The sequence below is a fragment of the Streptomyces sp. NPDC054765 genome (assembly GCF_053612065.1).
In genome coordinates, this window is sequence record NZ_JBSHBP010000009.1 from 64614 (window position 1) to 89515 (window position 24902).

The 24902-nt window shown below is 72.0% G+C and carries 22 protein-coding genes; 4 read left to right on the forward strand and 18 right to left on the reverse strand.

All coding sequences use genetic code 11. The features are described 5' to 3' along the window. Window positions 1-33: 33 nt before the first annotated feature. The 5 genes from ACWGJY_RS08660 to ACWGJY_RS08680 form a co-directional block, all read right to left on the reverse strand. Window positions 34-399, reverse strand: coding sequence for a cytidine deaminase (locus ACWGJY_RS08660; RefSeq protein WP_453260050.1), 366 nt, complete (start codon window positions 397-399; stop codon window positions 34-36). A gap of 391 nt (window positions 400-790) precedes the next feature. Continuing rightward, window positions 791-2134 (reverse strand): hemolysin family protein, encoded by a 1344-nt coding sequence (locus ACWGJY_RS08665; RefSeq protein WP_453260051.1) that lies wholly within the window; start codon window positions 2132-2134, stop codon window positions 791-793. An 11-nt stretch (window positions 2135-2145) separates the two neighbouring features. Further along, the gene (gene ybeY, locus ACWGJY_RS08670) at window positions 2146-2643 is read right to left on the reverse strand and encodes an rRNA maturation RNase YbeY (RefSeq protein WP_453260052.1); all 498 of its coding nucleotides are present in this window, start codon (window positions 2641-2643) and stop codon (window positions 2146-2148) included. 78 nt (window positions 2644-2721) lie between these two features. Further along, complete coding sequence (locus tag ACWGJY_RS08675) at window positions 2722-3726, reverse strand: PhoH family protein (RefSeq protein WP_453260053.1); 1005 nt, start codon at window positions 3724-3726, stop codon at window positions 2722-2724. Window positions 3727-3947: 221 nt separating this feature from the next. Beyond that, complete coding sequence (locus ACWGJY_RS08680; protein WP_453260054.1) at window positions 3948-5093, reverse strand: carbohydrate kinase family protein; 1146 nt, start codon at window positions 5091-5093, stop codon at window positions 3948-3950. A gap of 65 nt (window positions 5094-5158) precedes the next feature. Between ACWGJY_RS08680 and ACWGJY_RS08685 the strand changes: the two genes are divergently transcribed. Beyond that, window positions 5159-6499 carry a family 4 glycosyl hydrolase gene (locus ACWGJY_RS08685; RefSeq protein WP_453260055.1) on the forward strand — a complete coding sequence of 447 codons (1341 nt, stop codon included), beginning with the start codon at window positions 5159-5161 and terminating at the stop codon, window positions 6497-6499. A gap of 144 nt (window positions 6500-6643) precedes the next feature. On the opposite strand, the gene ACWGJY_RS08690 is transcribed toward ACWGJY_RS08685, so the two are convergent. From ACWGJY_RS08690 to ACWGJY_RS08700, 3 genes are all read right to left on the reverse strand, one after another. Then, on the reverse strand, window positions 6644-7273 hold the full coding sequence (locus ACWGJY_RS08690) for an MBL fold metallo-hydrolase (RefSeq protein ID WP_453260056.1): 630 nt from the start codon (window positions 7271-7273) through the stop codon (window positions 6644-6646). Then, the gene (locus tag ACWGJY_RS08695) at window positions 7273-8358 is read right to left on the reverse strand and encodes an S-(hydroxymethyl)mycothiol dehydrogenase (protein ID WP_453260057.1); all 1086 of its coding nucleotides are present in this window, start codon (window positions 8356-8358) and stop codon (window positions 7273-7275) included. Before ACWGJY_RS08695 ends, ACWGJY_RS08690 begins: the two co-directional genes overlap by 1 nt. A 174-nt stretch (window positions 8359-8532) precedes the next feature. Beyond that, window positions 8533-9840: a glucarate dehydratase family protein gene (locus tag ACWGJY_RS08700; protein WP_453260058.1), complete on the reverse strand. Its 1308-nt coding sequence runs from the start codon at window positions 9838-9840 to the stop codon at window positions 8533-8535. 205 nt (window positions 9841-10045) lie between these two features. On the opposite strand from ACWGJY_RS08700, the gene ACWGJY_RS08705 reads away from it, so the two are divergent. Continuing rightward, window positions 10046-10861: an HAD family acid phosphatase gene (locus ACWGJY_RS08705; protein WP_453260059.1), complete on the forward strand. Its 816-nt coding sequence runs from the start codon at window positions 10046-10048 to the stop codon at window positions 10859-10861. Window positions 10862-11122: 261 nt separating this feature from the next. Here ACWGJY_RS08705 and ACWGJY_RS08710 read toward each other — a convergent pair whose 3' ends face one another. The 6 genes from ACWGJY_RS08710 to hrcA form a co-directional block, all read right to left on the reverse strand. Then, window positions 11123-12028, reverse strand: coding sequence for a ribonuclease Z (locus ACWGJY_RS08710; protein ID WP_453260060.1), 906 nt, complete (start codon window positions 12026-12028; stop codon window positions 11123-11125). Between the two features lie 10 nt (window positions 12029-12038). Next, on the reverse strand, window positions 12039-12395 hold the full coding sequence (locus ACWGJY_RS08715; protein WP_453260061.1) for a histidine triad nucleotide-binding protein: 357 nt from the start codon (window positions 12393-12395) through the stop codon (window positions 12039-12041). Window positions 12396-12582: 187 nt separating this feature from the next. Further along, on the reverse strand, window positions 12583-13326 hold the full coding sequence (locus ACWGJY_RS08720; RefSeq protein WP_453260062.1) for a 16S rRNA (uracil(1498)-N(3))-methyltransferase: 744 nt from the start codon (window positions 13324-13326) through the stop codon (window positions 12583-12585). After that, window positions 13323-14411, reverse strand: coding sequence for a nitronate monooxygenase (locus ACWGJY_RS08725; protein WP_453260063.1), 1089 nt, complete (start codon window positions 14409-14411; stop codon window positions 13323-13325). Before ACWGJY_RS08725 ends, ACWGJY_RS08720 begins: the two co-directional genes overlap by 4 nt. Window positions 14412-14507: 96 nt before the next feature. Then, on the reverse strand, window positions 14508-15644 hold the full coding sequence (gene dnaJ, locus ACWGJY_RS08730) for a molecular chaperone DnaJ (RefSeq protein ID WP_453260064.1): 1137 nt from the start codon (window positions 15642-15644) through the stop codon (window positions 14508-14510). Further along, window positions 15645-16661 (reverse strand): heat-inducible transcriptional repressor HrcA, encoded by a 1017-nt coding sequence (gene hrcA / locus ACWGJY_RS08735; protein WP_085928439.1) that lies wholly within the window; start codon window positions 16659-16661, stop codon window positions 15645-15647. It abuts the gene before it with no gap. A 194-nt stretch (window positions 16662-16855) separates the two neighbouring features. Between hrcA and ACWGJY_RS08740 the strand changes: the two genes are divergently transcribed. Beyond that, window positions 16856-17593: an MBL fold metallo-hydrolase gene (locus ACWGJY_RS08740; protein ID WP_453260065.1), complete on the forward strand. Its 738-nt coding sequence runs from the start codon at window positions 16856-16858 to the stop codon at window positions 17591-17593. A 58-nt stretch (window positions 17594-17651) separates the two neighbouring features. Beyond that, entirely contained in the window at window positions 17652-18485 is an 834-nt protein-coding gene (locus ACWGJY_RS08745) for a DUF3097 domain-containing protein (RefSeq protein ID WP_453260066.1), read from the forward strand. On the opposite strand, the gene ACWGJY_RS08750 is transcribed toward ACWGJY_RS08745, so the two are convergent. The 4 genes from ACWGJY_RS08750 to ACWGJY_RS08765 form a co-directional block, all read right to left on the reverse strand. Then, window positions 18463-19041 carry a Uma2 family endonuclease gene (locus ACWGJY_RS08750; protein WP_453260067.1) on the reverse strand — a complete coding sequence of 193 codons (579 nt, stop codon included), beginning with the start codon at window positions 19039-19041 and terminating at the stop codon, window positions 18463-18465. The two genes, ACWGJY_RS08745 and ACWGJY_RS08750, sit on opposite strands and share 23 nt — an antisense overlap. Window positions 19042-19141: 100 nt before the next feature. Next, window positions 19142-20374 carry a radical SAM family heme chaperone HemW gene (hemW, locus tag ACWGJY_RS08755; protein WP_453260068.1) on the reverse strand — a complete coding sequence of 411 codons (1233 nt, stop codon included), beginning with the start codon at window positions 20372-20374 and terminating at the stop codon, window positions 19142-19144. A gap of 52 nt (window positions 20375-20426) precedes the next feature. Beyond that, window positions 20427-22556: a SpoIIE family protein phosphatase gene (locus ACWGJY_RS08760; protein WP_453260069.1), complete on the reverse strand. Its 2130-nt coding sequence runs from the start codon at window positions 22554-22556 to the stop codon at window positions 20427-20429. A gap of 368 nt (window positions 22557-22924) precedes the next feature. Further along, window positions 22925-24853 (reverse strand): AMP-dependent synthetase/ligase, encoded by a 1929-nt coding sequence (locus ACWGJY_RS08765; protein WP_453260070.1) that lies wholly within the window; start codon window positions 24851-24853, stop codon window positions 22925-22927. Window positions 24854-24902 lie beyond the last annotated feature (49 nt).

A 24902-nucleotide genomic window follows, 5' to 3' on the forward strand; every position in this document is an offset into this window, starting at 1 on the left:
CGCCCCGCACACCCGTCGTACGGCTTCGCGCGCTCAGGCCTGTGCGTCGCCGGCCGGAACGGTGCCGCGCAGGGTGCCGTCGGGGCCCGCGACCAGGACAGGCGTCGCGGGCCCGCCGAGGTCGCGTACGGCCGCGCGGTCCGCGTCGGTGGCGCGCTCGGCGTCGGTGACCACGGCCGCGGCCTCCAGGGACGTGGCCCCGCTGGCGACGGCCATGGCGACGGCCGTCTGCAGCGCGCTGAGCTGCAGTGAGTCCAGGGCGACGGTGCCGGCGACATAGGTGCGGCCGGTCTCGTCGCGCACGGCGGCGCCCTCGGGCACACCGTTACGGGCCCGCGCCGAGCGGGCGAGCGTGATGATCTTGCGGTCTTCCGGGTCCAGCGGTGCGGCTTCGCTCATACGGGCGAGCATATGCGGGGCGGCCGGGCCCGGCGGAAAGGGGCGGCCACCGCCGCTCCGCCGTATCGCCGGGCTGCGGACGGTCCGGGCGCCGCGCCACGGCCGACGGAAGAGGTGGCTGCCCCGGACCCCCGCACCGGGGCAGCCTGCGCGGCGAGATTTCTCCCGCGATCGGTCTCGCGATTGCTCTCGCGATTTCGCTCACGCATGGCGACCGCGCTCTCCGCGACCGCCTGAAGATCTTTCCATGCGGTGCACCACGGAATCCAGACCCCTCGGAAATGATTTGCAGAACATTTCCGGTGCACTAGAGATAAGTAACCGCGTGGAGTGCGGCGGCGATAATTATTCCCACCGCCGCAAGGAATTACGCATCGAATTCCCTGAGCGTTCAGCCGGCGAAACGGCCGCCCGCCCACGGCTCCCCGGACGCGCTCGCGCCCTCGGGACGCACCGGCTCGCACAGCACCGTGATGATCTTGTTGCGCCGGCCGCCCGATGATTCCGCGGTCAGCCGGAGCCCCTTCAGGCCCGGATCGGACGCGTCATCGGAGAGGTCGACCTCGGCGGTGGCACCGGCGATCGGGACCCGGCCGAGGAGCTTGGCCAGCAGACCGCCGACCGTCTCCACATCCTCGTCGTCCAGCTCGGCCAGACCGTACAGCTCACCGAGGTCGCCGATGTCCAGCCGGGCGGTGACGCGATAGCGGCCGGCGCCGAGATCCTCGACGGGCGGGAGTTCACGGTCGTATTCATCGGTGATCTCGCCGACGATCTCTTCCAGAATGTCCTCGATGGTGACAATGCCGGCGGTGCCGCCGTATTCATCGATGACCACCGCGACATGATTGCGGTCCTGCTGCATTTCACGCAGCAGATCACCGGCATTCTTCGTGTCCGGGACGAAGACGGCGGGGCGCATGGCCGTGGAGACGAGTTCATTCTCGGCGTCGCGGGAGATGTGGACCTTGCGGGCGAGGTCCTTGACGTAGACCACGCCGACGACATCGTCCTCGTTCTCGCCGGTCACCGGGATCCGGGAGAAGCCCGAGCGCAGGGCGAGGGTCAGCGCCTGGCGGATGGTCTTGAAGCGCTCGACGGCGACCAGATCCGTCCGCGGCACCATCACCTCGCGGACGAGGGTGTCGCCGAGCTGGAAGACGGAGTGCACCATCCGGCGCTCCTCGTCCTCGATCAGCGACTCCTGCTCCGCGAGGTCGACCAGCGAGCGCAGCTCGGCCTCGGAGGCGAACGGGCCCTTGCGGAAGCCCTTGCCGGGCGTGAGGGCGTTGCCCAGGAGGATCAGCAGCTGCGGGACGGGGCCCATGATGCGGGCCAGCGGCAGCAGCACATAGGCCGCGGCGGTTGCGGTGTTCAGCGGATGCTGGCGGCCGATCGTCCGCGGCGAGACGCCGACGGCGACATAGGAGACCAGCACCATCACGGCGATGGCGACGGTCAGCGCCTGCCACGTCTTGTCGAACGACCGCAGACAGGCGTAGGTGACCAGGACACCCGCGGCCATCTCGCAGCCGACCCGCACCAGCAGCGCGACGTTGAGATAGCGGGTGGGATCGGCGGCGACGGCGGCGAGCCCGGCGCTGCCGCGGCGGCCGGAGCGGACGGCTTCCTCGGCCCGGAAGCTGGTCGTACGGGCCAGGCCCGCCTCCGCGCAGGCGGCGAGCCAGGCGATCACGACGAGCAGGACCGCGACCGCGATCAGCTGGGTGGTCATCGGGTGTCCCGTCAGGTCACGGTGGGGGCCGGCGAAGGGCCGGTGTGGCCCTGCTCGGTGCGCCAGCCGTCGATGATCGCCGCCTGCAGACCGAACATCTCGGCCTTCTCGTCCGGCTCCTCGTGGTCGTAGCCGAGGAGGTGGAGCACGCCGTGGACGGTGAGCAGCTGGAGCTCCTCGTCCATGCTGTGACCGGTCGGGGCCTCCTCGCCCTGCTTCTTGGCGACCTCCGGGCACAGCACGATGTCACCGAGGAGCCCCTGCGGGGGCTCCTCGTCGTCCTTGGCCGGCGGACGCAGCTCGTCCATCGGGAAGGACATGACATCGGTCGGTCCCGGCAGGTCCATCCACTGGAGGTGGAGCTGCTCCATGGCCTCGGCGTCCACGACAATCACGGACAGCTCGGAGAGCGGGTGGATACGCATCCGGGCGACGGCGTAGCGGGCGACATCCAGGATGGACTGCTCGTCGATGTCCGTGCCGGACTCGTTGTTGACGTCGATGGACATGGGGGCGTTGCTTCTCGCTTCTGGTTGCTGGGCGCGGGCCGTGCGCGCGGCCGGCCGGATGCACCGGCCGGCTGGGACTCACGTGCCGTTGCGGCTGTCGAACTTCTCGTAAGCGTCGACGATACGGCCGACCAGTTTGTGGCGGACCACGTCCTGGCTGGTGAGCAGGGAGAAATGCACATCGTCGACACCGTCCAGGATCTCCCGGACCTGGCGCAGACCGCTCTTCGTGCCGCCCGGAAGGTCGACCTGGGTGACATCGCCGGTGATGACGATCTTCGATTCGAAGCCGAGACGGGTGAGGAACATCTTCATCTGCTCGGGGTTCGTGTTCTGCGCCTCGTCGAGGATGATGAACGCGTCATTGAGCGTCCTTCCCCGCATATAAGCCAGCGGCGCGACCTCGATCGTGCCCGCGGCCATCAGACGCGGGATGGAGTCGGGGTCGAGCATGTCGTGCAGCGCGTCGTAGAGCGGGCGCAGATACGGGTCGATCTTTTCGTAGAGGGTGCCGGGCAGGAAGCCGAGCCGTTCGCCGGCCTCGACCGCGGGGCGGGTCAGGATGATGCGGTTGACCTGCTTGGCCTGCAGCGCCTGCACGGCCTTGGCCATCGCGAGATACGTCTTGCCGGTGCCGGCCGGGCCGATGCCGAAGACCACGGTGTGCTCGTCGATGGCGTCGACATAGCGCTTCTGGTTGAGGGTCTTGGGCCGGATCGTGCGGCCGCGGTTGGACAGGATGTTCTGGGTGAGCACCTCGGCGGGCGTCTCACTCACCGCTCCCTCGCCGTCCTCCGCCGCGCGCAGCATGGCGATGGAGCGTTCCACTGCGTCCTCCGTCATCGGTTGTCCGGTGCGGAGCACCAGCATCATCTCGTCGAAGAGGCGCTGGACGAGGGCGACTTCCCCGGCGTCGCCGACCGCGCTGACTTCGTTGCCCCGGACGTGGATGTCGGTCGCCGGGAAGGCTTTTTCGATCACGCGCAGAAGGGAGTCTCCGGATCCCAGGACCGTGACCATCGGGTGTTTGGCCGGGACGGTGAACTGGGCGCGCGCCTGCGGTTGCGTAGGTGTCTGAGTCATGGGGCGGCTCGGTGGCCTGCTCAACCCCCATCCTTTGCTCGTATGAGGTGCCTGTCTGCACTCGACCTGCACCCGACTCCTTGGGATACAAGAGTACGACGGGGCACTGACAAGCCCGAGGGCTTTTCCTGCCGGACAGGGGCGGCCGGGGTGGCCCCGGCCCGGCCCCGGGGCGTGGCCGGTCACGGCCCGGGGCGGTCGCGGGCCGGTCCCCGGACCGCTCAGGCCGGGCGGCGGAAGCCGATCGTCGGGACGGCGCGGGCCAGCGGGGCGGGCCGGTAGGCCGCGGGCAGCACCTCGTCCAGGAAGGCGTACTGGCGGCGCAGCGCCCCCGGCGCGCCCGCCTCACAGCCCCGCACCTGCTGCCACCAGGAGGCGATCTCGGCCCAGCCCGGCGCGGACAGCGAGCCGCCGAATTCCTGCACGGACAGCGCGGCGCTCAGCCCCGCGAAGGCGAGCCGGTCGGTGAGCGGCCAGTCGGCGAGGGTGCCGGTGACGAACCCGGCGACGAAGACGTCCCCGGCGCCGGTCGGGTCCAGTGCTTCCACGGCGATGGCGGGCACCTCGGCGCTCTCACCGGTCCGCCCGTCCACCGCGTAGGCGCCCTGTGCACCCAGCGTGACCACCGCGAGGGGCACCCGTTCGGCGAGCCGGCGGGCGGCGGCGCGCGGGCAGTCCGTGCGGGTGTAGCGCATCGCCTCCTCGGCGTTGGGCAGGAACGCCTCGCAGTGTTCGAGGTCGGCGAGGTCGGCCGGGTCCCAGCGGCCGGTGTCGTCCCAGCCCACGTCCGCGAAGATGCGGCTGCCGCGGCCCGCGGCGCAGCCCAGCCAGCCTTCCCGCCGGCCCGGGACCAGCGAGGCGATGCAGGCGCGGGAGGGCGGTGGGCAGCCCGGGGCGTGCTTGCCGTCGAAGGCGGAATCGGGCAGTGGTGCCTCATGGCCGTGCGAGACCATCGTGCGCTCGCCCTCGTACGCCATGGAGACGGTGACCGGGGAGTGCCAGCCGGGGACGGTGCGGGACGGGGCCAGGTCGATGCCCTCGCCCTGTTCGAGCGCCTCCCAGCAGTACTCCCCGTAGTGGTCGTCGCCGAACGCGGCGGCGAGCGAGGTGCGCAGCCCGAGCCGGGCCAGTGCGGTGGCCATGTTGGCGACGCCGCCGGGGCTGGAACCCATGCCGCGGGCCCAGGATTCGGTGCCGCGGACCGGCGCGGAATCCAGGCCGGTGAAGATGATGTCCAGGAAGACCGTGCCGGTGAGGTAGACGTCCGTGCGCGGATCGCCGGGGGCGCGCACCCCTGCCAGCGGATCGAGGGCCGGTGGCACCGCGGCCGGGCCCGCGGGCGGAAGGTCATCGCGTCGGCTGCTCACGTGCTCGCTCCTCTCGTATCGGCACGTGCCGCCAGTGTGCCTGATGCTGCGGTACGTTCCGCCCCATGAGGCTGACGATTCTCGGCGGGGGCGGCTTCCGGGTGCCGCTGGTCTACCGCGCACTGCTGGACGACCCGGCACACTCCGTCTCCGAGGTGGTGCTGCACGACTCCGATCCGCGCCGGGTGGCGGTGATCGCCGAGGTGCTGGCGCGACTGGCGCAGGGGCATCCGGCGCCGGTGCCGGTACGGGTCGCGGACGGGCTGGACGACGCGCTGGCCGGCGCCGCCTTCGTCTTCTCGGCGATCCGGGTGGGCGGTACGGCCGGCCGGATACGTGACGAGCGGATTCCGCTGTCCGAGGGGGTGCTCGGCCAGGAGACGGTCGGCGCGGGCGGTGTCCTCTACGGTCTGCGGACTATCCCGGTGGCGCTGCACATCGCCGAGCGGGTCGCGGCGCTCGCCCCGGGGGCCTGGGTCATCAACTTCACCAACCCCGCGGGCATGGTCACCGAGGCGATGTCCCAGGTGCTCGGCGACCGCGTCATCGGGATCTGCGATTCGCCGGTGGGGCTGGTGCGCCGGGCGGCGCGGGCGGCCGGCGCGGACCCGGCCGCGCTCGGGGACCCGGCCCGCTCCGGTTACGACTACGTGGGACTCAACCACCTCGGCTGGCTGCGGTCGTTGACGGTGGACGGCGCCGAGCTGCTGCCGGGGCTGCTCGCCGACGATGCCGCGCTGGGCTCCTTCGAGGAGGGCCGGCTCTTCGGCGCCGACTGGCTGCGGACCCTGGGCGCGCTGCCCAACGAGTATCTGCACTACTACTACTTCCGCCGCGAGACCCTGGACTCCGTACGGGACACCGCGGAGACCCGCGGCGAATTCCTCGACCAGCAGCAGGGCGGCTTCTTCGAGCGGGCCGCGGCGGCCGGCGGCCCGGAGGGGGCGTACGCGCTGTGGGAGCGCACCCGGCTGGAGCGCGAGGAGACGTACATGGCGCACAGCAGGGAGGCCAGTGGCGGCTGGCAGCGCGACAGTCACGACCTGGAGGGCGGCGGCTACGACCGGGTGGCGCTGGCGTTGATGCACGCCATCGTGGGCGACAGCGGGACGCGGCTGATCCTCAACGTCCGCAACGGGACGACGGTGCCGCAGCTGGCGCCGGACGCGATCGTGGAGACGGTGTGCGAGGTGAGCGCGCAGGGCGCCCGGCCGCTGCCCTGCGCGCCGCTGCGCGAGGACCAGTTGGGGCTGATGTTGCAGGTCAAGGCGGTGGAGCGGGCGACGGTGGAGGCCGCGACCTTCAAGGACCGCGGCGCCGCGCTGCGGGCGCTGGCGCTGCATCCGCTGGTGGACTCCCCCGCGGTGGCCGCCCGTATTCTGCAGCGGGCGGCCACGGAGGCGTGAGGCCGCGGGGCCGTGAGGACGCGAGGCCACGGAGGCGTGAGGCCACGGAGGCGTGTGGCCGCCACGGAATACCATCCGCCCCCGCCGCGTTGTGGCCCCGCAGGGGGCGCCCGCGACCCCTACGGGATGTGTGCGCCCGTGCCCTTAGTGGCCCCGCCCGAGCCACTCCTCCAGATGCGGGGCCTCCGCTCCGATCGTCGTCGCATCGCCGTGTCCGGTGCGGACCTGCGTCTGTGGCGGCAGGGTCAGCAGCCGGTCCCGGATCGAGGCCACGATGGTGGGGAAGTCCGAGAAGGAGCGGCCGGTGGCACCGGGGCCGCCCTGGAAGAGGGTGTCGCCGGTGAAGACGGTGCCCAGCTCGGGCGCGTGGAGGCAGACCGCGCCGGGCGCATGGCCCGGGGTGTGCAGCACGGTCAGGTCCGTACCGGCGATGGTCAGCACCTGGCCGTCCGCCAGCTCCGCGTCCGGCGCGGTGTCCGGGTGGGTCATCTTCCACAACGGCAGGTCGGCGGGGTGCAGATGGATCCGGGCGCCCGTACGGGAGGCCAGCGCCGGGGCCGCGTCGATGTGGTCGTTGTGGCCATGGGTGCAGACGATCGCGCGCAGCGTCCGGCCGCCGAGGGCTTCGAGGATGGCGTCGGCGTCATGGGCGGCGTCGATGACGATCGCCTCGTCGTCATCGCCGACGATCCATACGTTGTTGTCGACGTCCCAGGTGCCGCCGTCGAGGGAGAAGGTCCCGGAGGTGACCAGGTGGTCGATGCGGGCGGCCATCAGAGCGTCACCACCGAACGCAGGACGTCGCCCGACTGCATCCGGGTGAAGGCCTGCTCCACGTCCTCGATGCCGATGGTCTCGGTGACGAACGCCCCCAGGTCGATCCGGCCCTGCAGATGCAGCTCGACCAGCATCGGGAAGTCGCGGGAGGGCAGACAGTCGCCGTACCAGGAGGACTTGAGGGCGCCGCCGCGGCCGAAGAAGTCCAGGAGGGGAAGTTCCAGGGTCATGTCCGGGGTGGGGACGCCGACCAGGACGACGGTGCCGGCCAGGTCGCGGGCGTAGAACGCCTGCCGGTAGGTCTCGGGGCGGCCGACCGCGTCGATGACGACGTCCGCGCCGAAGCCGCCGGTCAGCTCACGGACCGCCTCGACGGGGTCGGTGGCGCGGGAGTTGACCGTATGGGTGGCGCCCATGGAGCGCGCGGTCTCCAGCTTGCGGTCGTCGATGTCCACCGCGATGATCCGGACGGCTCCGGCCAGCCGGGCGCCGGCCACGGCGGCGTCGCCGACACCGCCGCAGCCGATGACCGCGACCGAGTCGCCGCGCCCCACGTTGCCGGTGTTGAGGGCCGCGCCGATGCCCGCCATCACCCCGCAGCCCAGCAGCCCGGCGACCGCGGGCGAGACCCCGGGGTCGACCTTGGTGCACTGTCCGGCGGCGACCAGCGTCTTGTCGGCGAAGGCGCCGATGCCCAGCGCCGGGGACAGCTCCGTGCCGTCCTTCAGCGTCATCTTCTGCCGGGCGTTGTGGGTATCGAAGCAGTACTGGGGGCGGCCGCGCAGACACGCCCGGCACTGGCCGCACACCGCACGCCAGTTGAGGATGACGAAGTCCCCCGGCGCCACTTCGGTGACCCCGTCGCCGACCGACTCCACGACACCGGCCGCCTCGTGCCCGAGCAGGAACGGGAAGTCGTCGTTGATGGCGCCCTGCTTGTAGTGCAGGTCGGTGTGGCACACCCCGCACGCCTGAATCTTCACCACGGCCTCGCCGGGACCCGGATCCGGCACCAGGATGGTCTCCAGCCGGACCGGTTCGTTCTTCCCCGGCGCAATGACGCCGCGCACTTCCTGTGCCATCGGGACAGCCCCTTTCAAAGATCACGTACGGGACCACTGTGGCGCACCGCCACTGAGCCGTGCCTCACCGTACGCGTGCCGGGCCATCACGCACAGGATCTCGGCCAGGTCCGTGATCTGCGGCCGGGGCCGCCGCCCGCGGCCCGCTCGTGGTGTCCGCCGCGGCCCCAGGGGTCACCAGCGGGGGATGGCGGGGGTGACCCAGTCCGGGTCGGCGCGCCGCATCGCCGCTGCGTCGTCGCGGTCGCGCAGCGCGCCGTCGTCGGCCAGCCAGCGGCGGTGCAGTACGGCGAGCCGGTCTTGGTCGAGGGTGACGCCGAGGCCGGGGGCATCGCTGACGTCCAGCCGGCCGTCGCGGAAGGTGAGCCGTTCGGTGAGGACGTCCTCGGTCTGCCAGGGGTAGTGGGTGTCGCAGGCGTGATCGAGGTGGGGCACGGTGGCGGCCACCTGGGTCATCGCGGCGAGGCTGATGCCCAGGTGGGTGTTGGAGTGCATGGACAGGCCGACGCCGAAGGCGCGGCAGACGGCGGCGAGTTCACGGGTGCGGCGCAGCCCGCCCCAGTAGTGGTGGTCGCAGAGCACGATCTGCACGGCGTCCCGGGTGAACGCCCCGGCGATCTCGTCGAAGGTCGTCACGCACATGTTCGTGGCCAGGGGGAGCGGTGTGCCGGCCGCGACCTGCGCCATCCGGTCCGTACCGCTCACCGGGTCCTCCAGGTACTCCAGGACGTCCCGCAGCTCGTGGGCGACCGTCAGCGACGTGGGTACGCTCCAGGCGCCGTTGGGGTCGAGCCGCAGCGGCTGCCCGGGGAACTCGGCGGCCAGCGCCCGGACCGCCGCGATCTCCTGCGCGGGCGCGAAGACGCCGCCCTTGAGCTTGAAGGACGTGAAGCCGTAGGTGTCGGCGAACCGGCGGGCCTGAGCGACGACGCCGGCGGGGTCGAGCGCCGCTCCCCAGTCGTCGCGCTCCCCGCGGCCGCCGGGGTGCCCGTCCCAGCGGTAGAAGAGGTAGGCGCTGAACTCCACGCGGTCTCGGACCTTGCCGCCGAGCAGGGCGTGTACGGGCAGTCCGGCGGACCGGCCCCAGGCGTCCAGGCAGGCGACCTCGAAGCCGGAGAGGACGGACAGCCGCAGCTTGTCGGCGGTCCGGACACCGCGCAGCCCGCCGGCGTCCACGGCGTCGGCCCCGCCGGCGGCCGGTGAATCCCCGCACACCTCGGCGGCCAGCGCGGGCAGTGCGTTCAGGTCCGTGACCGGCCGGCCGATCAGCGCACTGGCCAGCGGCCGGGCCAGATCCAGGTAGGCGGTGTCCCCGTAGGTCTCGCCCAGGCCGGTGACACCGGCCCCGGTGGTCAGCTCGATGATCAGACGCGGGGTGTACGGCTGGTGCACTCCCTGGGTGTTCAGCAGCGGCGGATCGGCCACCAGGATCGGGGTGAGCCGGACCTCGGTGATGGTGAGGCTGTGCTTGGCGTCCGTCATCCGGTGCTCCTGCGCGAGGGAGGGCTGTTTTCCTATATGGACGGTGTCCACAGATGGAGTGGGAGGGTAGGGAGCCCGCTTCGCGGCCGTCAAGAGCCCGCACCGCGGGAGCCTTTACCAAGGGTTGAATCTCCGCGCGTAGAGACCGAAATGAGGCTCTGTTAGACCTATTTGGGTCCACTCATGTTTCCCGGAGGAGCCGCGCATGCCCCGTCCCGTCCGTTTCCGACCCGCCCTCTCCCGAAGGGCCCGTCTCGGCGCCGCGACGGTCGCCGCCCTCGTCGCCGGCACCGCGGTCTTCGGTATCGGCCAGGCCACCGCCGAACACTCGGTGCCGCGCACCGACAAGGAGATCCCCAACCTCACGCAGGTACAGGACCAGATCAAGGCGTACTACGGCGATACGGTGACGGCGGACGGCGAGCACCACGCCTCTGCGCACAGCAACTACGCACGCCAGGTCCGCGGCATCGAGGCCAAGGCCCGCACCTACCTCTCCAAGGCCCTTGCGCAGCACGGCCGGACGGGCAAGCAGGCCAAGCCGGCCATCGTCCTCGACATGGACGACACCACCCTGCTCACCTACAACTACGAGCTCCAGGTCGGTTTCCACTACACCGAGGAGAGCCAGGACAAGTATCTGGCGCACACCGACATGGACCCGGTCTTCGGCATGAACCGGCTCGTCAACTGGGCGCACGCCAAGGGCGCCGAGGTGTTCTTCCTGACCGGCCGCAAGGAGGCGCAGCGCGACTGGAGCGTGCGCAACCTCAAGAACGTCGGCTACGGGGTCCCGCTGGACCGCCGGCACGTCTACCTGAAGGACAAGGAGCACCCGCCGGCCTACCTGCCCTGCGGCGCCGTCTGCACGACCGTCGAGTACAAGTCGGGCACCCGCAAGCACATCGAGTCCCTCGGCTACCGCGTCGTCGCCAACTTCGGGGACCAGTACAGCGATCTGAACGGCGGCGCCGGGGACCGGACGTTCAAGCTGCCGAACCCGATGTACTACCTGCCGTAGTGCGGCCCTGCGGCCCGTCTGTCCGTCCGCAGTCCGTGCGCCGTCCGTCTGCCGTCCGTCTGCCGTCCGTCTGCCGTCCGTCCGTCCGCCGTCCGTCCGCAGTCCGTCCGCGGTCCGGACGGGCCGGGCGTATCGGGCGGGCCGTGCCGGGCGGACCGTGCCGGGCGGGCCACCGCGCCGTGACGGGCACCGCCCCGGCGGGCCCGCCTTGTGGCCACACCGGTACGGACGCCGGCCGGACCTCCGCCGGCGTCCGGGCGGTCAGCGGCGCTTGGGCAGGGGGACGCGCGACAGGTCCTGCGCGATGGTCAGTTCGCCCGTGTAGCCCGCCGCACGGGCCTGCCGCCCGAACTCCGCGGGGTCGGCATAGCGCTGCGAGAAGTGCGTCAGCACGAGATGGCGCACCCCGGCCCGCACGGCCACCTCGGCGGCCTGCCCGGCGGTCAGATGGCCGTGGTCCAGCGCCAGTTGGGCATCCTCGTCGAGGAAGGTCGACTCGATGACCAGCATGTCCGCCCCCTGGGCCAGCGCGTGGACGCCCTCACACAGCCGGGTGTCCATGACGAACGCGAACCGCTGCCCGGGGCGCTGCTCGCTCACCTCGTCGAGGGTGACGCCGTTGAGCTCGCCGAGCCGCTGGAGCCGCCCGACGTCCGGCCCGGTGATGCCGTGTGCCGCCAGCCGCTCCGGGAGCATCCGGCGGGCGTCCGGCTCCACGAGGCGGTAGCCGTACGACTCGACGGGGTGCGAGAGCTGCCGGGCCTCCAGGACGTACGACTCCGCACGGTCCAGCTCACCGTCGGCGGCGACCGGCCGCTCGATCAGATGGACGGTCTCACGGTAGGCGGTGGCATACCGCAGCCGGTCGAAGAAGTGCTGCCCACTGGCGGGGTAGTGGGCGGTGACCGGATGCGGCACCCGGTCCAGGTTGATCCGCTGGATCACCCCGGCCAGGCCCAGCGAGTGGTCACCGTGGAAGTGCGTGACACAGATCCGGTTCAGGTCATGGGCGGCGACCCCGGCGCGCAGCATCTGCCGCTGCGTTCCCTCGCCGGGGTCGAACAGCAGCCCCTGGCCGTCCCACCGCAGCAGATAGCCGTTGTGGTTGCGGTGGCGGGTGGGAACCTGGCTCGCGGTGCCGAGGACCACCAGTTCACGTACGGACAAGTCGGCCCCGTCAGACGAGACGCTGCAGGTCGCGGCCGCCCAGCAGATGCGCATGGGCGTGGAAGACGGTCTGGCCGGCACCGGGCCCAGTGTTGAACACGATGCGGTAGCCGGTCGAGTCGACCTTCTCCTCCGCTGCGACCACGCCCGCCTCACGCAGCACATCGCCGGCGATCGCCGGTTCGGCCGCGGCCAGCTCCCTGGCGTTGGCGTAGTGCACCTTGGGGATCACCAGGATGTGCGTAGGGGCCTGGGGATTGATGTCGCGGAACGCGACGGTGGTCTCGGTCTCACGGACGATGGTCGCCGGCACCTCCCCCGCCACGATCTTGCAGAACAGGCAATCGGCCTGCGGTTCTCCCGCCACCGGTGGCTCCTCCCGGGTCATCCGCCGTACACACGGTGCGTACGGCCCTCGGATGCTACCGGGCGGCACCCACGGGGAGTCGCAGGGACCTGGGGGCGGGGTGCAACGGCGGTCCGGGCTTCCGTGAACCGGCCGGCAGACCGGACCGTGGAAGCCGGCCGGCAGACCGGACCGTGGAAGACAGGTCCTAGTTCCAGCGCCCGGTACGCCCCAGCAGCAGCGCCGTCGCCGCGGTGCCCGCCGTGGAGGTCCGCAGCACGGTCGTCCCCAGCCGGTAGGGCTTGGCGCCGGCCTCGGCGAAGAGGGTGAGTTCCTCCGGGGAGACCCCGCCCTCCGGCCCGACGACGAGCACGATCCGCCCCTCGGCGGGGAGTTCGGCGGTGGCGAGCGGGGAGCTGCCCTCCTCGTGGAGGACGGCCGCGAAGTCGGCGCCGGCGAGCAGGGCGGCCACCTGCCGGGTCGTCAGCGGGTCGGCGACCTCGGGGAAGGTCAGCCGGCGTGACTGCTTGCCCGCCTCGCGGGCCGTGGCGCGCCATTTGCCCAGCGATTTGGCAGCCCGCTCGCCCTTCCACTGGGTGACGCAACGCGCCGCCGCCCAGGGCACGATGGCGTCCACACCGGTCTCGGTCATCGTCTCGACGGCCAGCTCGCCGCGGTCACCCTTGGGGAGCGCCTGGACGACGGTGATCGTGGGGTGCGGCGGGTCCTCGGTGCGCAGCCCGGTGACCGCGACGGTGAGCCGGTCCTTGCCCTCGACGGCGGCGACCGTGCCGTACGCACCGGCGCCGTGGCCGTCCGTCAGGACGACCTCCTCACCGGCCCGCAGCCGGCGCACCGACACCGCGTGCCGGCCCTCGGGGCCGTCCAGGGTCAGCGTGCCGCCGGCCCGTACGTCCGCGAGCGAGTCGACGAGGAAAACCGGCGCGGTCATGAGGTGCGGCCGGCGCCCGGCAGGGTCAACGCGGCGCGCGCCGCGTCCAGTTCGACCGCCAGAACGTCCACGAGCCGCCCGGCGGGCATCTCCCGCGCCAGCCGGTGCCCCTGCCCCGCCCACAGGTTCATGCCCTGCGCGTCGCCCGCCTTGGCCGCGGCCTTGCGCACCGTGGAGGTGAGGTAGTGGACGGCGGGGTAGGCGGCCGGGGCGTACGGGCCGTGCTCGCGCAGGAAGCGGTTGACCAGCCCGCGGGCCGGACGGCCGGAGAAGGCCCGGGTCAACTCCGTATGTGTGAACAGCGGGTTGGTCAGTGCCTGCTTGTGCAGCGGGTTGGCGCCCGACTCGGGGGTCGCGAGGAAAGCGGTGCCCAGCTGCGCCATGGTCGCCCCGGCGGCCAGCACCGACGCGATCTGCGCCCCGCGCATCAGCCCGCCCGCGGCGATCACCGGGATCTGCACGGCCTCGCGGACCTGGCCGAGCAGCGCCAGCAGGCCCAGCCCCGAGCCGGTCCCGTCGGCGTGCGGATCGTCGCGGTGGGTGCCCTGGTGGCCGCCGGCCTCCACGCCCTGCACACACACCGCATCGGCGCCCGACCACTGCGCGGCCTGGGCCTCGGCGGCGGTGGTGGCCGTGACGACCGTGTACGTACCGACCTTGGCGAAGGCGTCGAGGACGGCGCGCGAGGGGCAGCCGAAGGTGAAGGAGACCACCGGCACCGGGTCGTCCCGCAGGATCGCGAGCTTGGCCTCGTAGCCGTCGTCGACGGGCCCGTCGGTGTCGCCGAGTTCGGTCTCGTACCAGGTGGCCTCGCCCGCGAGTTGCTCGCGGTAGACCTCGACGACGGAGCCGTCGGCGAGCGAGGGCTGCGGCATGAAGAGATTGACGCCGAAGGGCCGGTCGGTCAGCGACCGCAGCTGTTTGATCTCCTGGTACATGCCATCGGCGGTTTTGTAACCGGCGGCGAGGAAGCCGAGACCGCCGGCGCCGCAGACGGCGGCGGCCAGCTCGGGTCCGGAGCCGCCTCCCGCCATCGGCGCCTGCACGATCGGGTAGCGGCAGAGATCGGTCAGTGCGGTGGGCATGAGCACATCGTGTCACGCCCACCGCCGCGTTCCGAACCGGGGCCGTGGCCGCCGCGCGAGCCCGGGGAGCGGCTTCGGCCCCCGGGCCCACCTGGGCTATCGGCCGTTGAACGCATCCTTCAGACGCGAGAACAGCCCCTGCTGCCCCGGCTGGAACTGCCCCGTGGGCCGTTCCTCTCCGCGCAGCTTCGCCAGCCGCCGCAGCAGCTCTTCCTGGTCGGGGTCGAGCTTGGACGGCGTCTGCACCTCGACGTGGACGATCAGATCGCCGCGGCCGCCACCGCGCAGATGGGTCACCCCGCGCTGGTGCAGCGGGATCGACTGGCCGGACTGGGTGCCGGGCCGGACGTCGATCTCCTCCACCCCGTCCAGCGTCTCCAGCGGACACTTCGTGCCCAGCGCCGCCGCTGTCATCGGGATGGTGACCGTGCAGTGCAGATCGTCGCCGCGCCGCTGGAAGACCGAATGCGCCAGCTCGTGGATCTCCACATAGAGATCTCCGGCGGGGCCGCCGCCGGGGCCGACCTCGCCCTCGCCCGCGAGCTGGATGCGGGTGCCGTTGTCGACGCCGGCCGGGATCTTGACGGTCAGCGTGCGGCGGGAGCGGATCCGGCCGTCGCCGGCGCACTCGGGGCACGGAGTCGGCACGACCGTGCCGAAGCCCTGGCACTGCGGGCACGGCCGGGACGTCATGACCTGGCCGAGGAAGGACCGGGTGACCTGCGAGACCTCACCGCGGCCGCGGCACATGTCACAGGTCTGCGCCGAGGTGCCGGGCGCCGCGCCCTCACCGCTGCACGTCGTACAGACGACGGCGGTGTCGACCTGGATGTCCTTGGTCGTGCCGAAGGCCGCTTCGTTCAGCTCGATGTCGAGCCGGATCATGGCGTCCTGGCCGCGGCGGGTGCGCGAACGCGGCCCGCGCTGCGATGCGGTGCCGAAGAAGGCGTCCATGATGTCGGAGAAGTTGCCGAAGCCCGCACCGAAGCCGCCCGCGCCCTGGCCGCCGCCGGCCTGCGAGAGGGGGTCGCCGCCGAGGTCGTAGACCTGCTTCTTCTGCGGATCCGACAGGACCTCGTAAGCGGCGTTGATCTCCTTGAACCGCTCTTGGGTCTTGGGGTCCGGGTTCACATCCGGGTGCAGCTCGCGCGCCAGCCGGCGGAAGGCCTTCTTGATCTGGTCCTGCGAGGCGTCGCGGCCGACGCCGAGGACCGAATAGTAATCCGTGGCCACTTACGACTCCGCGAGGATTTGTCCGACGTAACGTGCCACTGCGCGTACCGCTCCCATCGTTCCGGGGTAGTCCATGCGGGTCGGTCCGACCACGCCGAGTTTGGCGACTGCCTCGTCGCCCGAACCGTAGCCGACCGTGACGACCGATGTGGACGCCAGGCCTTCATGGGCATTCTCATGCCCGATACGTACGGTCATGCCCGAGTCCTTGGCTTCCCCGAGCAGCTTGAGCATCACCACATGCTCCTCAAGGGCCTCCAGAACCGGCCGAATGGTCAGGGGGAAGTCGTGCCCGAAGCGGGTGAGATTGGCGGTGCCGCCGATCATCAGCCGTTCCTCGGTCTCTTCCACCAAAGTCTCCAGCAACACCGACAGCACTGTCGAGACCGTGCCGCGGTCGTCCTGCTCGAAGGACTCCGGGAGATCCTGCACCAACTGCGGCACATCCGCGAACCGGCGGCCGACGACCCGGCTGTTGAGCCGCGCCCGCAGATCCGCCAGGGACGTCTCACCGAACGGCGCCTGGCAGTCGATGAGCCGCTGCTCGACCCGTCCGGTGTCCGTGATCAGCACGAGCATCAGCCGGGCCGGGGCCAGCGCCAGCAGCTCGACATGGCGGACCGTGGACCGGGTCAGGGACGGATACTGCACGACTGCGACCTGCCGGGTCAGCTGCGCCAGCAGCCGGACCGTGCGGCCCACCACGTCGTCGAGGTCGACGGCGCCGTCCAGGAAATTCTGGATCGCCCGCCGCTCCGGGCTGGACAGCGGCTTGACGCCGGCCAGCTTGTCGACGAACAGGCGGTAGCCCTTGTCGGTCGGGATGCGCCCGGCGCTGGTGTGCGGCTGGGCGATGAATCCCTCGTCCTCCAGGGCCGCCATGTCATTGCGGACGGTGGCCGGGGAGACGCCGAGCTGATGGCGTTCGGTGAGCGCCTTGGAGCCGACCGGCTCCTCCGTGCCGACATAGTCCTGGACGATGGCGCGCAGCACCTCCAGCCTGCGTTCACTGAGCATCCCGCGCACCTCCAGTCCGGCCGTCCGCCGTCTTGTGTCTCCTGGCACTCACACGGGCCGAGTGCCAGACCCTGAGCCAGTGTACGGCCGGGTAGCACGGCCACGGCAAGGGCAGCCGCGCGGAGCACTCGCCGGATGACCGTGTTCGGCCGATCTGTCGGGCAACGCTATCGCGATGGCGCTAGCGTCTCGGTATGCACACTGCTTGGGAAGAGGCCGGTTGGGAACGACTCGGTGACGGTGTCGCCAGGCGCCGGATGCCGGGCTGGGACGAGACGATCGGGGTGATCGCGGGGGCCACCGGGGTCATGATCGTCGACACCGGCGCGACCCTGCGCGACGGCGCCGATCTGCGCCGGTCGGTCCGCGGCGTACTGGGCCGGGAAGTGACGCATGTCGCGCTCACCCATCCACATTTCGATCATGTCCTGGGCACCGCCGCCTTCGCGGGGGTCGAGGTGTTCGGCGCGACCGGCCTGGAGGAGCTGTTCCGGCGCGAGAAGGACGAGCTGCGGCGGAGCGCGGTGCGCCACGGCGTCGGCGCGGACGCCGCCGCGGAGGCCGCCGATCTGCTCGTCGCCCCGCACCACCACGTACACGGCCGGCTGACCGTCGAGCTCGGCGGCCGGCCGGTGCTGCTCGCCAACGTCGGCCCCGGGCACACCGCCCACGATCTCGCGGTGCTGGTCCCGGGCCGGCAGGGCTCCCCCGAGATCGTCTTCTGCGGCGATCTGGTCGAGGAGTCCGGCGAGCCGCAGGCGGGCCCGGACGCGCTGCCGCAGCAGTGGCCCGGCGCGCTGGACCGACTGCTGGCCCTCGGCGGCGAGGACGCGGTCTACGTCCCCGGCCACGGCGCCGTGGTGGACGCCGCCTTCGTGCGCGCCCAGCGGGACGCCCTGGCGGCCCGCTTCGGCGTCGCTCCCGCCTCCTGACCCCTGCCCCGACCCTCCGTCCCCCTCTTCGCGTCCCTCTCCCGAACAGAACAGGCCCATGCAGAGCAAGCGTTACAGCCCCGATCTGACCCCGTCCTGGAAGAAGCAGCGCCCCGCCCCCGAGGTACCGGCCGACCCGGATCTCGTCGTCGAGGAGGTCACCACGGGCTTCTGCGGCGCGGTGATCCGCTGCGAGAAGACCGCCGAGGGCCCGACGGTCACCCTGGAGGACCGCTTCGGCAAGCACCGTGTCTTTCCGATGACCCCGCGCGGCTTCCTCCTGGAGGGCAAGGTCGTCACCCTCGTACGCCCCCAGGGCCGTCCGGCGCCGGGCGCTCCGGCTCGTACGGCCTCCGGCTCGCTCGCCGTCCCCGGCGCCCGCGCCCGGGTCGCCCGCGCCGGGCGCATCTATGTGGAGGGCCGGCACGACGCCGAGCTCGTCGAGCGGGTGTGGGGCGACGATCTGCGCATCGAGGGCGTCGTCGTGGAGTACCTGGAGGGCATCGACGACCTCCCGGCGATCGTCCGCGCCTTCTCCCCCGGGCCGGACGCCCGTCTCGGCGTCCTCGTCGACCACCTCGTGCCCGGCTCGAAGGAGTCCCGGATCGCGGCCGGGGTGACCGGCGCCGACGCCCTGGTCGTGGGCCACCCGTACATCGACGTGTGGGAGGCGGTGAAGCCGTCGTCCGTGGGGATCCCGGCCTGGCCCACCGTGCCGCGCGGGCAGGACTGGAAGACGGGCGTGTGCCGCGCGCTGGGCTGGCCGGAGAACACCGGGGCGGCCTGGCAGCGCATCCTGTCGTGCGTGCGCTCCTACAAGGACCTGGAGCCGGCGCTGCTGGGAAGGGTCGAGGAACTGATCGACTTCGTCACGGGTGGCGGTGGGGCCTGATGTCCTTGAGAGTGCCGAATTCGCTGGTGTCCAGGTCGATGCCGAGCAGTGTCAGGGGCACGGGGTCGCCGAACTTCGTGATGCGCTGCACGCGGTAATCGGCCTCCTCGCCCTCTCCGACAGGTTCGGTGAGCAGGACGCACTGGGCCATGACGGGGTCGATGATCAGGTAGGCCGGAGCCTTGCCCGCGGCATAGATCGAGCGCTTGATGCCGTAGTCCCGGTCGACGCTGGTCTTGGAGACGACCTCGATCAGCATCGTGACCACTCCGGCCGGCATGAGCCGCCCGGACTCCGGCACGACATCGCGTTCCAGAACCACGAGATCGGGCTGCGGTTCACTGTTCTCGCTCAGGATGTCGATGTCCTGCGTCTGAAGCCGGTGCCACTTCTGACGCGGAATCTGGTCGAAGACCGCCTCAACGATCAGGTTGTGGACCAGATCCGGTCCCGCCATCATCACAATTTCCCCCCGGAGGAGCTCCACCTTGATGCCCTCGGGAACCTCAAGGTTCTCGAAGAGCTCCGTCATCCGGCGTTCATCCACAGTGGTCATCTCCGTGGCCTCCGTTTCCTGTTCGCCGTGTCTACGGCACAGGCCAGGAACAGCCTAGGCGGCCCCGCAGGCCCGCCACATCGGTTCACTCGTTCGAGGATCAGTCCACCAGATCCCGCACCACCGCGTCAGCCAGCAGCCGTCCCCGGAGTGTCAGGACAGCCCGGCCGGCCTCGTACGGCGCCCGCTGCAGGAGCCCGTCGGCCAAGGCGCGGGCCGCCGCCCGTGCGCCCGCCGGGGCGAGCAGGTCCAGCGGGCAGCCGTCCGCGAGCCGCAGTTCCAGGAGGATGCGCTCCACCCGCCGGTCCTCGTCCGCCAGGATCTCGCGGCCGGCGCCCGGGGAGCGGCCTTCGGCGAGGGCCTGGGCGTAGGCGCCGGGGTGTTTGACGTTCCACCAGCGGACGCCGCCGACATGGCTGTGGGCACCGGGGCCCGCGCCCCACCAGTCGGCGCCGGTCCAGTACAGCTCGTTGTGGCGGCAGCGGGCGGCGTCGGTGGTGGCCCAGTTGGAGACCTCGTACCAGCGGAAACCGGCCGCGGTGAGGCATTCCTCGGCGATGAGGTAGCGGTCGGCGTGGACGTCGTCGTCGGTCATCGGGACCTCGCCGCGGCGGATCCGGCGGGCCAGCTGGGTGCCCTCCTCGACGATCAGAGCGTAGGCGGAGACGTGGTCGGGCCCGGCGCCGACCGCGGCGTCGAGGGAGGCCCGCCAGTCGTCGTCGCTCTCGCCCGGGGTGCCGTAGATCAGATCGAGGTTGACGTGCTCGAACCCGGCCGCGCGGGCCTCGGCGACGCAGGCCTCGGGGCGGCCGGGGGTGTGCGTGCGGTCGAGGATCTTCAGGACGTGCTGCCGGGCGCTCTGCATGCCGAAGGAGACGCGGTTGAAGCCGCCCGCGCGTAGTTCGGCGAGGTAGCGGGGGTCGACGGACTCCGGGTTGGCCTCGGTGGTGATCTCCGCGCCGGGCGCCAGGCCGAACTCCTCGCGGATCGCCGCCAGCATCCGCGAGAGATCGGCGGCGGGCAGCAGGGTCGGGGTGCCGCCGCCGACGAAGACCGTCTCGACCGGGCGCGGGTCGTCGCCCAGCACCTTGCGGGCCAGCCGGATCTCGTCGACGACGGTGTCGGCGTAGTTGTCACGGGAGGCCAGGGCGCCGCCGGAGCCGCGCAGCTCGCTCGCGGTGTAGGTGTTGAAGTCGCAGTAGCCGCAGCGGGTCGCGCAGTACGGCACGTGCAGATAGAAGCCGAGGGGCCGGCCGGCGGCAGCGGCCGGCGTATGACCGGGCAGCGCCCCGTCCTCGGGCATCGGCTCACCATCAGGCAGTGCGGAAGGCATGGACACATTGTCCGTCATGGCGGGGCGGCGCCGGTCCGGGCGGCGATGTGCCCTACGGCACCCCGTGCCCCGCTGCCTGGAGGACCAGCAGCGCCAGGTCGTCGTCGGGCGGGACCGGGCCGAAGGCGTGGACGGTGTTGCGGATGTGGCCGGCGAGGGCGGTCGCGCCGAGGCCGGCACCGTCGGCGAGGGCGGTGGCCAGCCCGTCCTCGTCGTCGAAGAGCCGCCGTCCCGAGCGCCGCTCGGTCACGCCGTCGGTGACGCACAGAAGCGTTTCGCCAGGGCAGAGGTCGAACGATTCGCTGACGTACGCCGCGTCCTCCACCACCCCCAGCAGCATCTGCGGCGCCGCGACGACCCGGACCGTGCCGTCCGCGCCCAGCACCAGTGGCAGCGGGTGGCCGGCGCTGGCGAGGGTGCAGCGGGCGCCGCCGGAGCCGCCGGGGTACGGGACGATCTCGCCGTAGAGCAGGGACAGGAAACGGGCCTGTTCGCCCTCCTCGCGGATCTCGACCGGCGCCTCCGCCCCGGCGCCGGCCGCCGCCACCGCCGCCGCGACCGCCGCGACCGAGTCCGCGGCCTCCCGTGCCATGGTCTTGTTGAGCCGGTCGAGCACCGCCGCCACCCCGAAGCCGTCCCGGGCCAGCAGCCGCAGCACCGGCCGGGCCAGCCCGGTCACCGCGGCCGCCTCGGGGCCGCTGCCGCAGACATCGCCGAGGGCGAAGCACCAGCGGCCGTCCCCGGCGTCGAAGAGGTCCCAGAAGTCGCCGCCCGCCCAGGCGCCCTCGCGTGGTTCGTAGACCACCGCGGACTCCACGCCGGGCACCTGCGCCCGTCCCCGCGGCAGCAGCCGGCGCTGCAGGACCTGGCTGATGCGCTCCTGGCGGCTGTAGGCGCGGGCGGTGGCCACCGCGCGGGCGACCCGGCGGCACAGGTCCTCGACCAGCCCGACCACCTCGTCGGGGAAGCGCGGCAGTCCGCCCCGGCCGAGCAGGAGGGTGCCGAGCCGGCGCCCGCCGGCGACCAGGGGGCAGGCGAGTGCGGCGCCGCCCGGCCCGTAGCCGCCCGGTTCGTACGGCCAGGGCCAGGGGACCGCGCCGGGCGCACCGGTGGGCGAGCCGCTGCCCGGAAGGTGGGGCGGCTGCTTCTCCAGCGCCGTACGCAGCGCATCGATCCGGCTCTCGCTGGTGTGCCAGACGCGGGCGAGCCGCTGCTCCTCGCCGTCGGGCGCGATGCCCCGGCCGGGGGCGCCGCTGTCGCCGTCGCAGAGCCACACCGCGCACCATTCGGCGAGCCTCGGGACGATCAACTGGGCGGCGAGCGCGGCGACCTGATCGGCGTCGAGCTGGCCGGAGAGCAGATCGGAGGCTTCGGCGAGGAAGGAGAGGGCGCCGTTGTCGACCCGGTCGGCCTCGTGTTCCGGCCGGGCGGACCGGCGCGGCCCCGGGGCGAGCAGCTCGGCGGCCCGCAGACCACACTGCAGCAGCTGGTCGTCGAAGGTGAGCTCGGGCTCGGGCCCGGCGCCGTCCCGGGCCCCCACGGGCAGCCGGAACCAGACGGTCTTCATGGCCCGGCGGTAGGTGATGCCCCAGGACTCGGCGACCGCGCTGATCAGCTGGAGGCCGTGGCCGCCGTTCTCGGATGCGGCGCCGTCCTCGTGAGCGCGGACCGGCTGGGTGGGGTGGTGGTCGGAAACCTCGATGACGAGGCCGGGCCCCGGTGCGCCGTCCGGGCCCGCTCCAGGGGTGACGGGGGCTTCCGCGCAGGGCGCCGGGTACGGCTGCGCGCCCCCTCCCCCGTACGGCTTCGCGCCCCCTCCCCCGTAGGGCTCCGTGCCACGGCCCCCGTAGGGCTCCACGCCCGGCTCCCGCTCGGGCTCCAGCCGGCAGCGCAGCTCGACGGTGGTGCCCGCGTGCACCACCGCATTCGTCACCAACTCGCTGACCAGCAGCTCCGCTTCGTCCGCGAGCCGGCCGACCAGCCGCTCCGCGCCGGGCAGCCGCTGGCCGGCCCAGTCGGCGAACGCGGCCCGGACGAACCGGCGGGCGGCGGCAGCGGCCTGCGGATCACCGGGCAGGCTGGCCCACCGGGACCGGGCCGCGGGCCCGTCGGCAGGCCCGGCCGGGGCCATGGAGGGCGCCGACGACGCGGGTCCGCCACGGGGCCCTCCCGCCCTCGTCATGCGCGACGCCGTGACGTCGTCGTCCCGTTGAGACGAAGTTGTCGTCCGCATTGAGCAACTCCCGAGCAGCTCCGCTACAGCGCCGGATGCGCCAACGACAGAGTGACAGAACGAGCGCAGACATAAGCACCGAGTCACAGAAGACCGTGGTCACAGCGGTCAATTCGGCTGACGCGCCGCGGGAGTTGGCCGGCGCGCACACAGGGGTGCCCGGGGAACCCGTACGGACCACTTCAGCGGCAGCCGCAGTTCCCGCCGGCAGCCGCATTCACCCGCACGGACGCACCGGTACGGGGGCGGTACGGGGGCGCGCCGCCCCGGCCCGCCCCGTACCGCCCGGCCCGCGCCCTGCCGCCGCGCCCGTACGGCTACGCCTCGCGCGTCCCCGCATACATGTCGTCGAGCAGTTCCTTGAACGCCCGCTCCACCACCGGCCGCTTGACCTTGAGACTGGGGGTCACCTCGCCGTGCTCGATGTCCAGGTCACGCGGCAGCAGCCGGAACTTACGGATCTGCTGCCAGCGCTGCAGCCCCTCGTTGACCCGCTCGACATAGCCGTCGATCAGCTCGCGGGCCTGACCGGTCGCGACGACCTCGGCATACGTCTTGCCCTCCAGGCCGTGCTCCTTGGCCCAGGCCATGATCGTCGGCTCGTCGAGGGCGATCAGCGCGGTGCAGAAGTTCCGGTTGGCGCCGTGCACCAGCACATTGGAGACGAACGGGCAGACCGCCTTGAACTGGCCCTCCACCTCCGCCGGCGCGATGTACTTCCCGCCCGAGGTCTTGATCAGGTCCTTCTTGCGGTCGGTGATCCGCAGGTAGCCGTCCGGGGAGAGCTCACCGATGTCACCGGTGTGGAACCAGCCGTCGTCCTCCAGGACTTCGGCGGTCTTGTCCGGCAGGCCGTGGTAGCCCTGCATGATGCCGGGGCCGCGCAGCAGGATCTCGCCGTCCTCGGCGATCCGCACCTCGGTGCCGGGCAGCGGCTTGCCGACCGTCCCGGTGCGGTAGGCCTCGCCGGGGTTGACGAAGCTGGCGGCGCTGGACTCCGTCAGGCCGTAGCCCTCCAGGATGTGGATGCCGGCGCCGGAGAAGAAGTAGCCGATCTCCGGTGAGAGTGCGGCCGAGCCGGAGACCGCGGCGCGCAGCCGGCCGCCGAACGCGTCCCGCAGCTTGGCGTAGACGAGCACGTCGGCGACCTTGTGCTTGGCGGCGAGCGCGAACGGCACCGAGGCGTTGCCGGTGCGGCGGAAGTTGTCCTGCGAGACCTTGGCGTACTCGCGGGCCACCTCGGCCGCCCACTGGAAGATCTTGTACTTGGCGCCGCCGCCCGCGCGGGCCTTGGCCGCGACACCGTTGTAGACCTTCTCGAAGATCCGCGGCACGGCCGCCATGTACGTGGGCCGGACCACCGGAAGGTTTTCGATGATCTTGTCGACCCGGCCGTCGACGGCGATCACATGGCCGACCGCGATCTGGCCCGTGGTGAGCACTTTGCCGAAGACATGCGCCAGCGGCAGCCAGAGGTACTGCACGTCCTCCTCGGTGACCATGCCGGTCGCCGGGATCGCGCGGGCCATGTACGCCCAGCAGTCGTGCGGCAGCTGTACGCCCTTGGGGCGGCCGGTGGTCCCGGAGGTGTAGATGAGCGTCGCCAGCTGGTCGGCGCGCAGTGCGGCCACCCGCTCCTTGATGCACTCCGGGTGGTCCTCCAGATAGGCGGTGCCGCGCTTCTCCAGCTCGGCCAGGGTGAGCACCCAGCCCTCCGGATCGCCCTCGGCGGGCTCCGCGCCCGCCTCGTCGATGACGACGACATGCGCCAGCTCGGGCAGCTCCGCGCGCCGCTCACGCGCCTTGGCGAGCTGTCCGGCGTCCTCCGCGATCAGCACCCGGCTGCCGGAGTCGGCCAGGATGTAGGCGGTCTCCTCGGTGTTGGTGCTGGGGTAGACCGTCGTCGTGGCGGCACCGGAGCAGAGCACCCCGAGGTCCGCGAGGATCCATTCGACGCGGGTGTTGGCGGCCAGCGCCACCCGTTCCTCGGGCAGTATGCCGAGCGCGATGAGCCCGGCGGCCACGGCGTAGACGCGTTCGGCGGCCTGGGCCCAGCTGATCGCCTTCCAGCCGTCCGCCCCCTGCCCGGTGGGGGCACCTCCCTGCTCGAGCGAAGCCGAGAGCTTGGGGGAAGGCAGGACCGGATAGCGATAGGCCTCGATGTCGGGCGTGGCCGCGACCCGCTCCAGGAAGAGGTGTGCCACCGAAGGCGGCCGGTTTTCGATCAGCGTGTGGGTGTCCGTCACGGCGTCCTCCGGGGCCCGCTTCGTTGCTGGTGACTCGCGAGTAACCTTT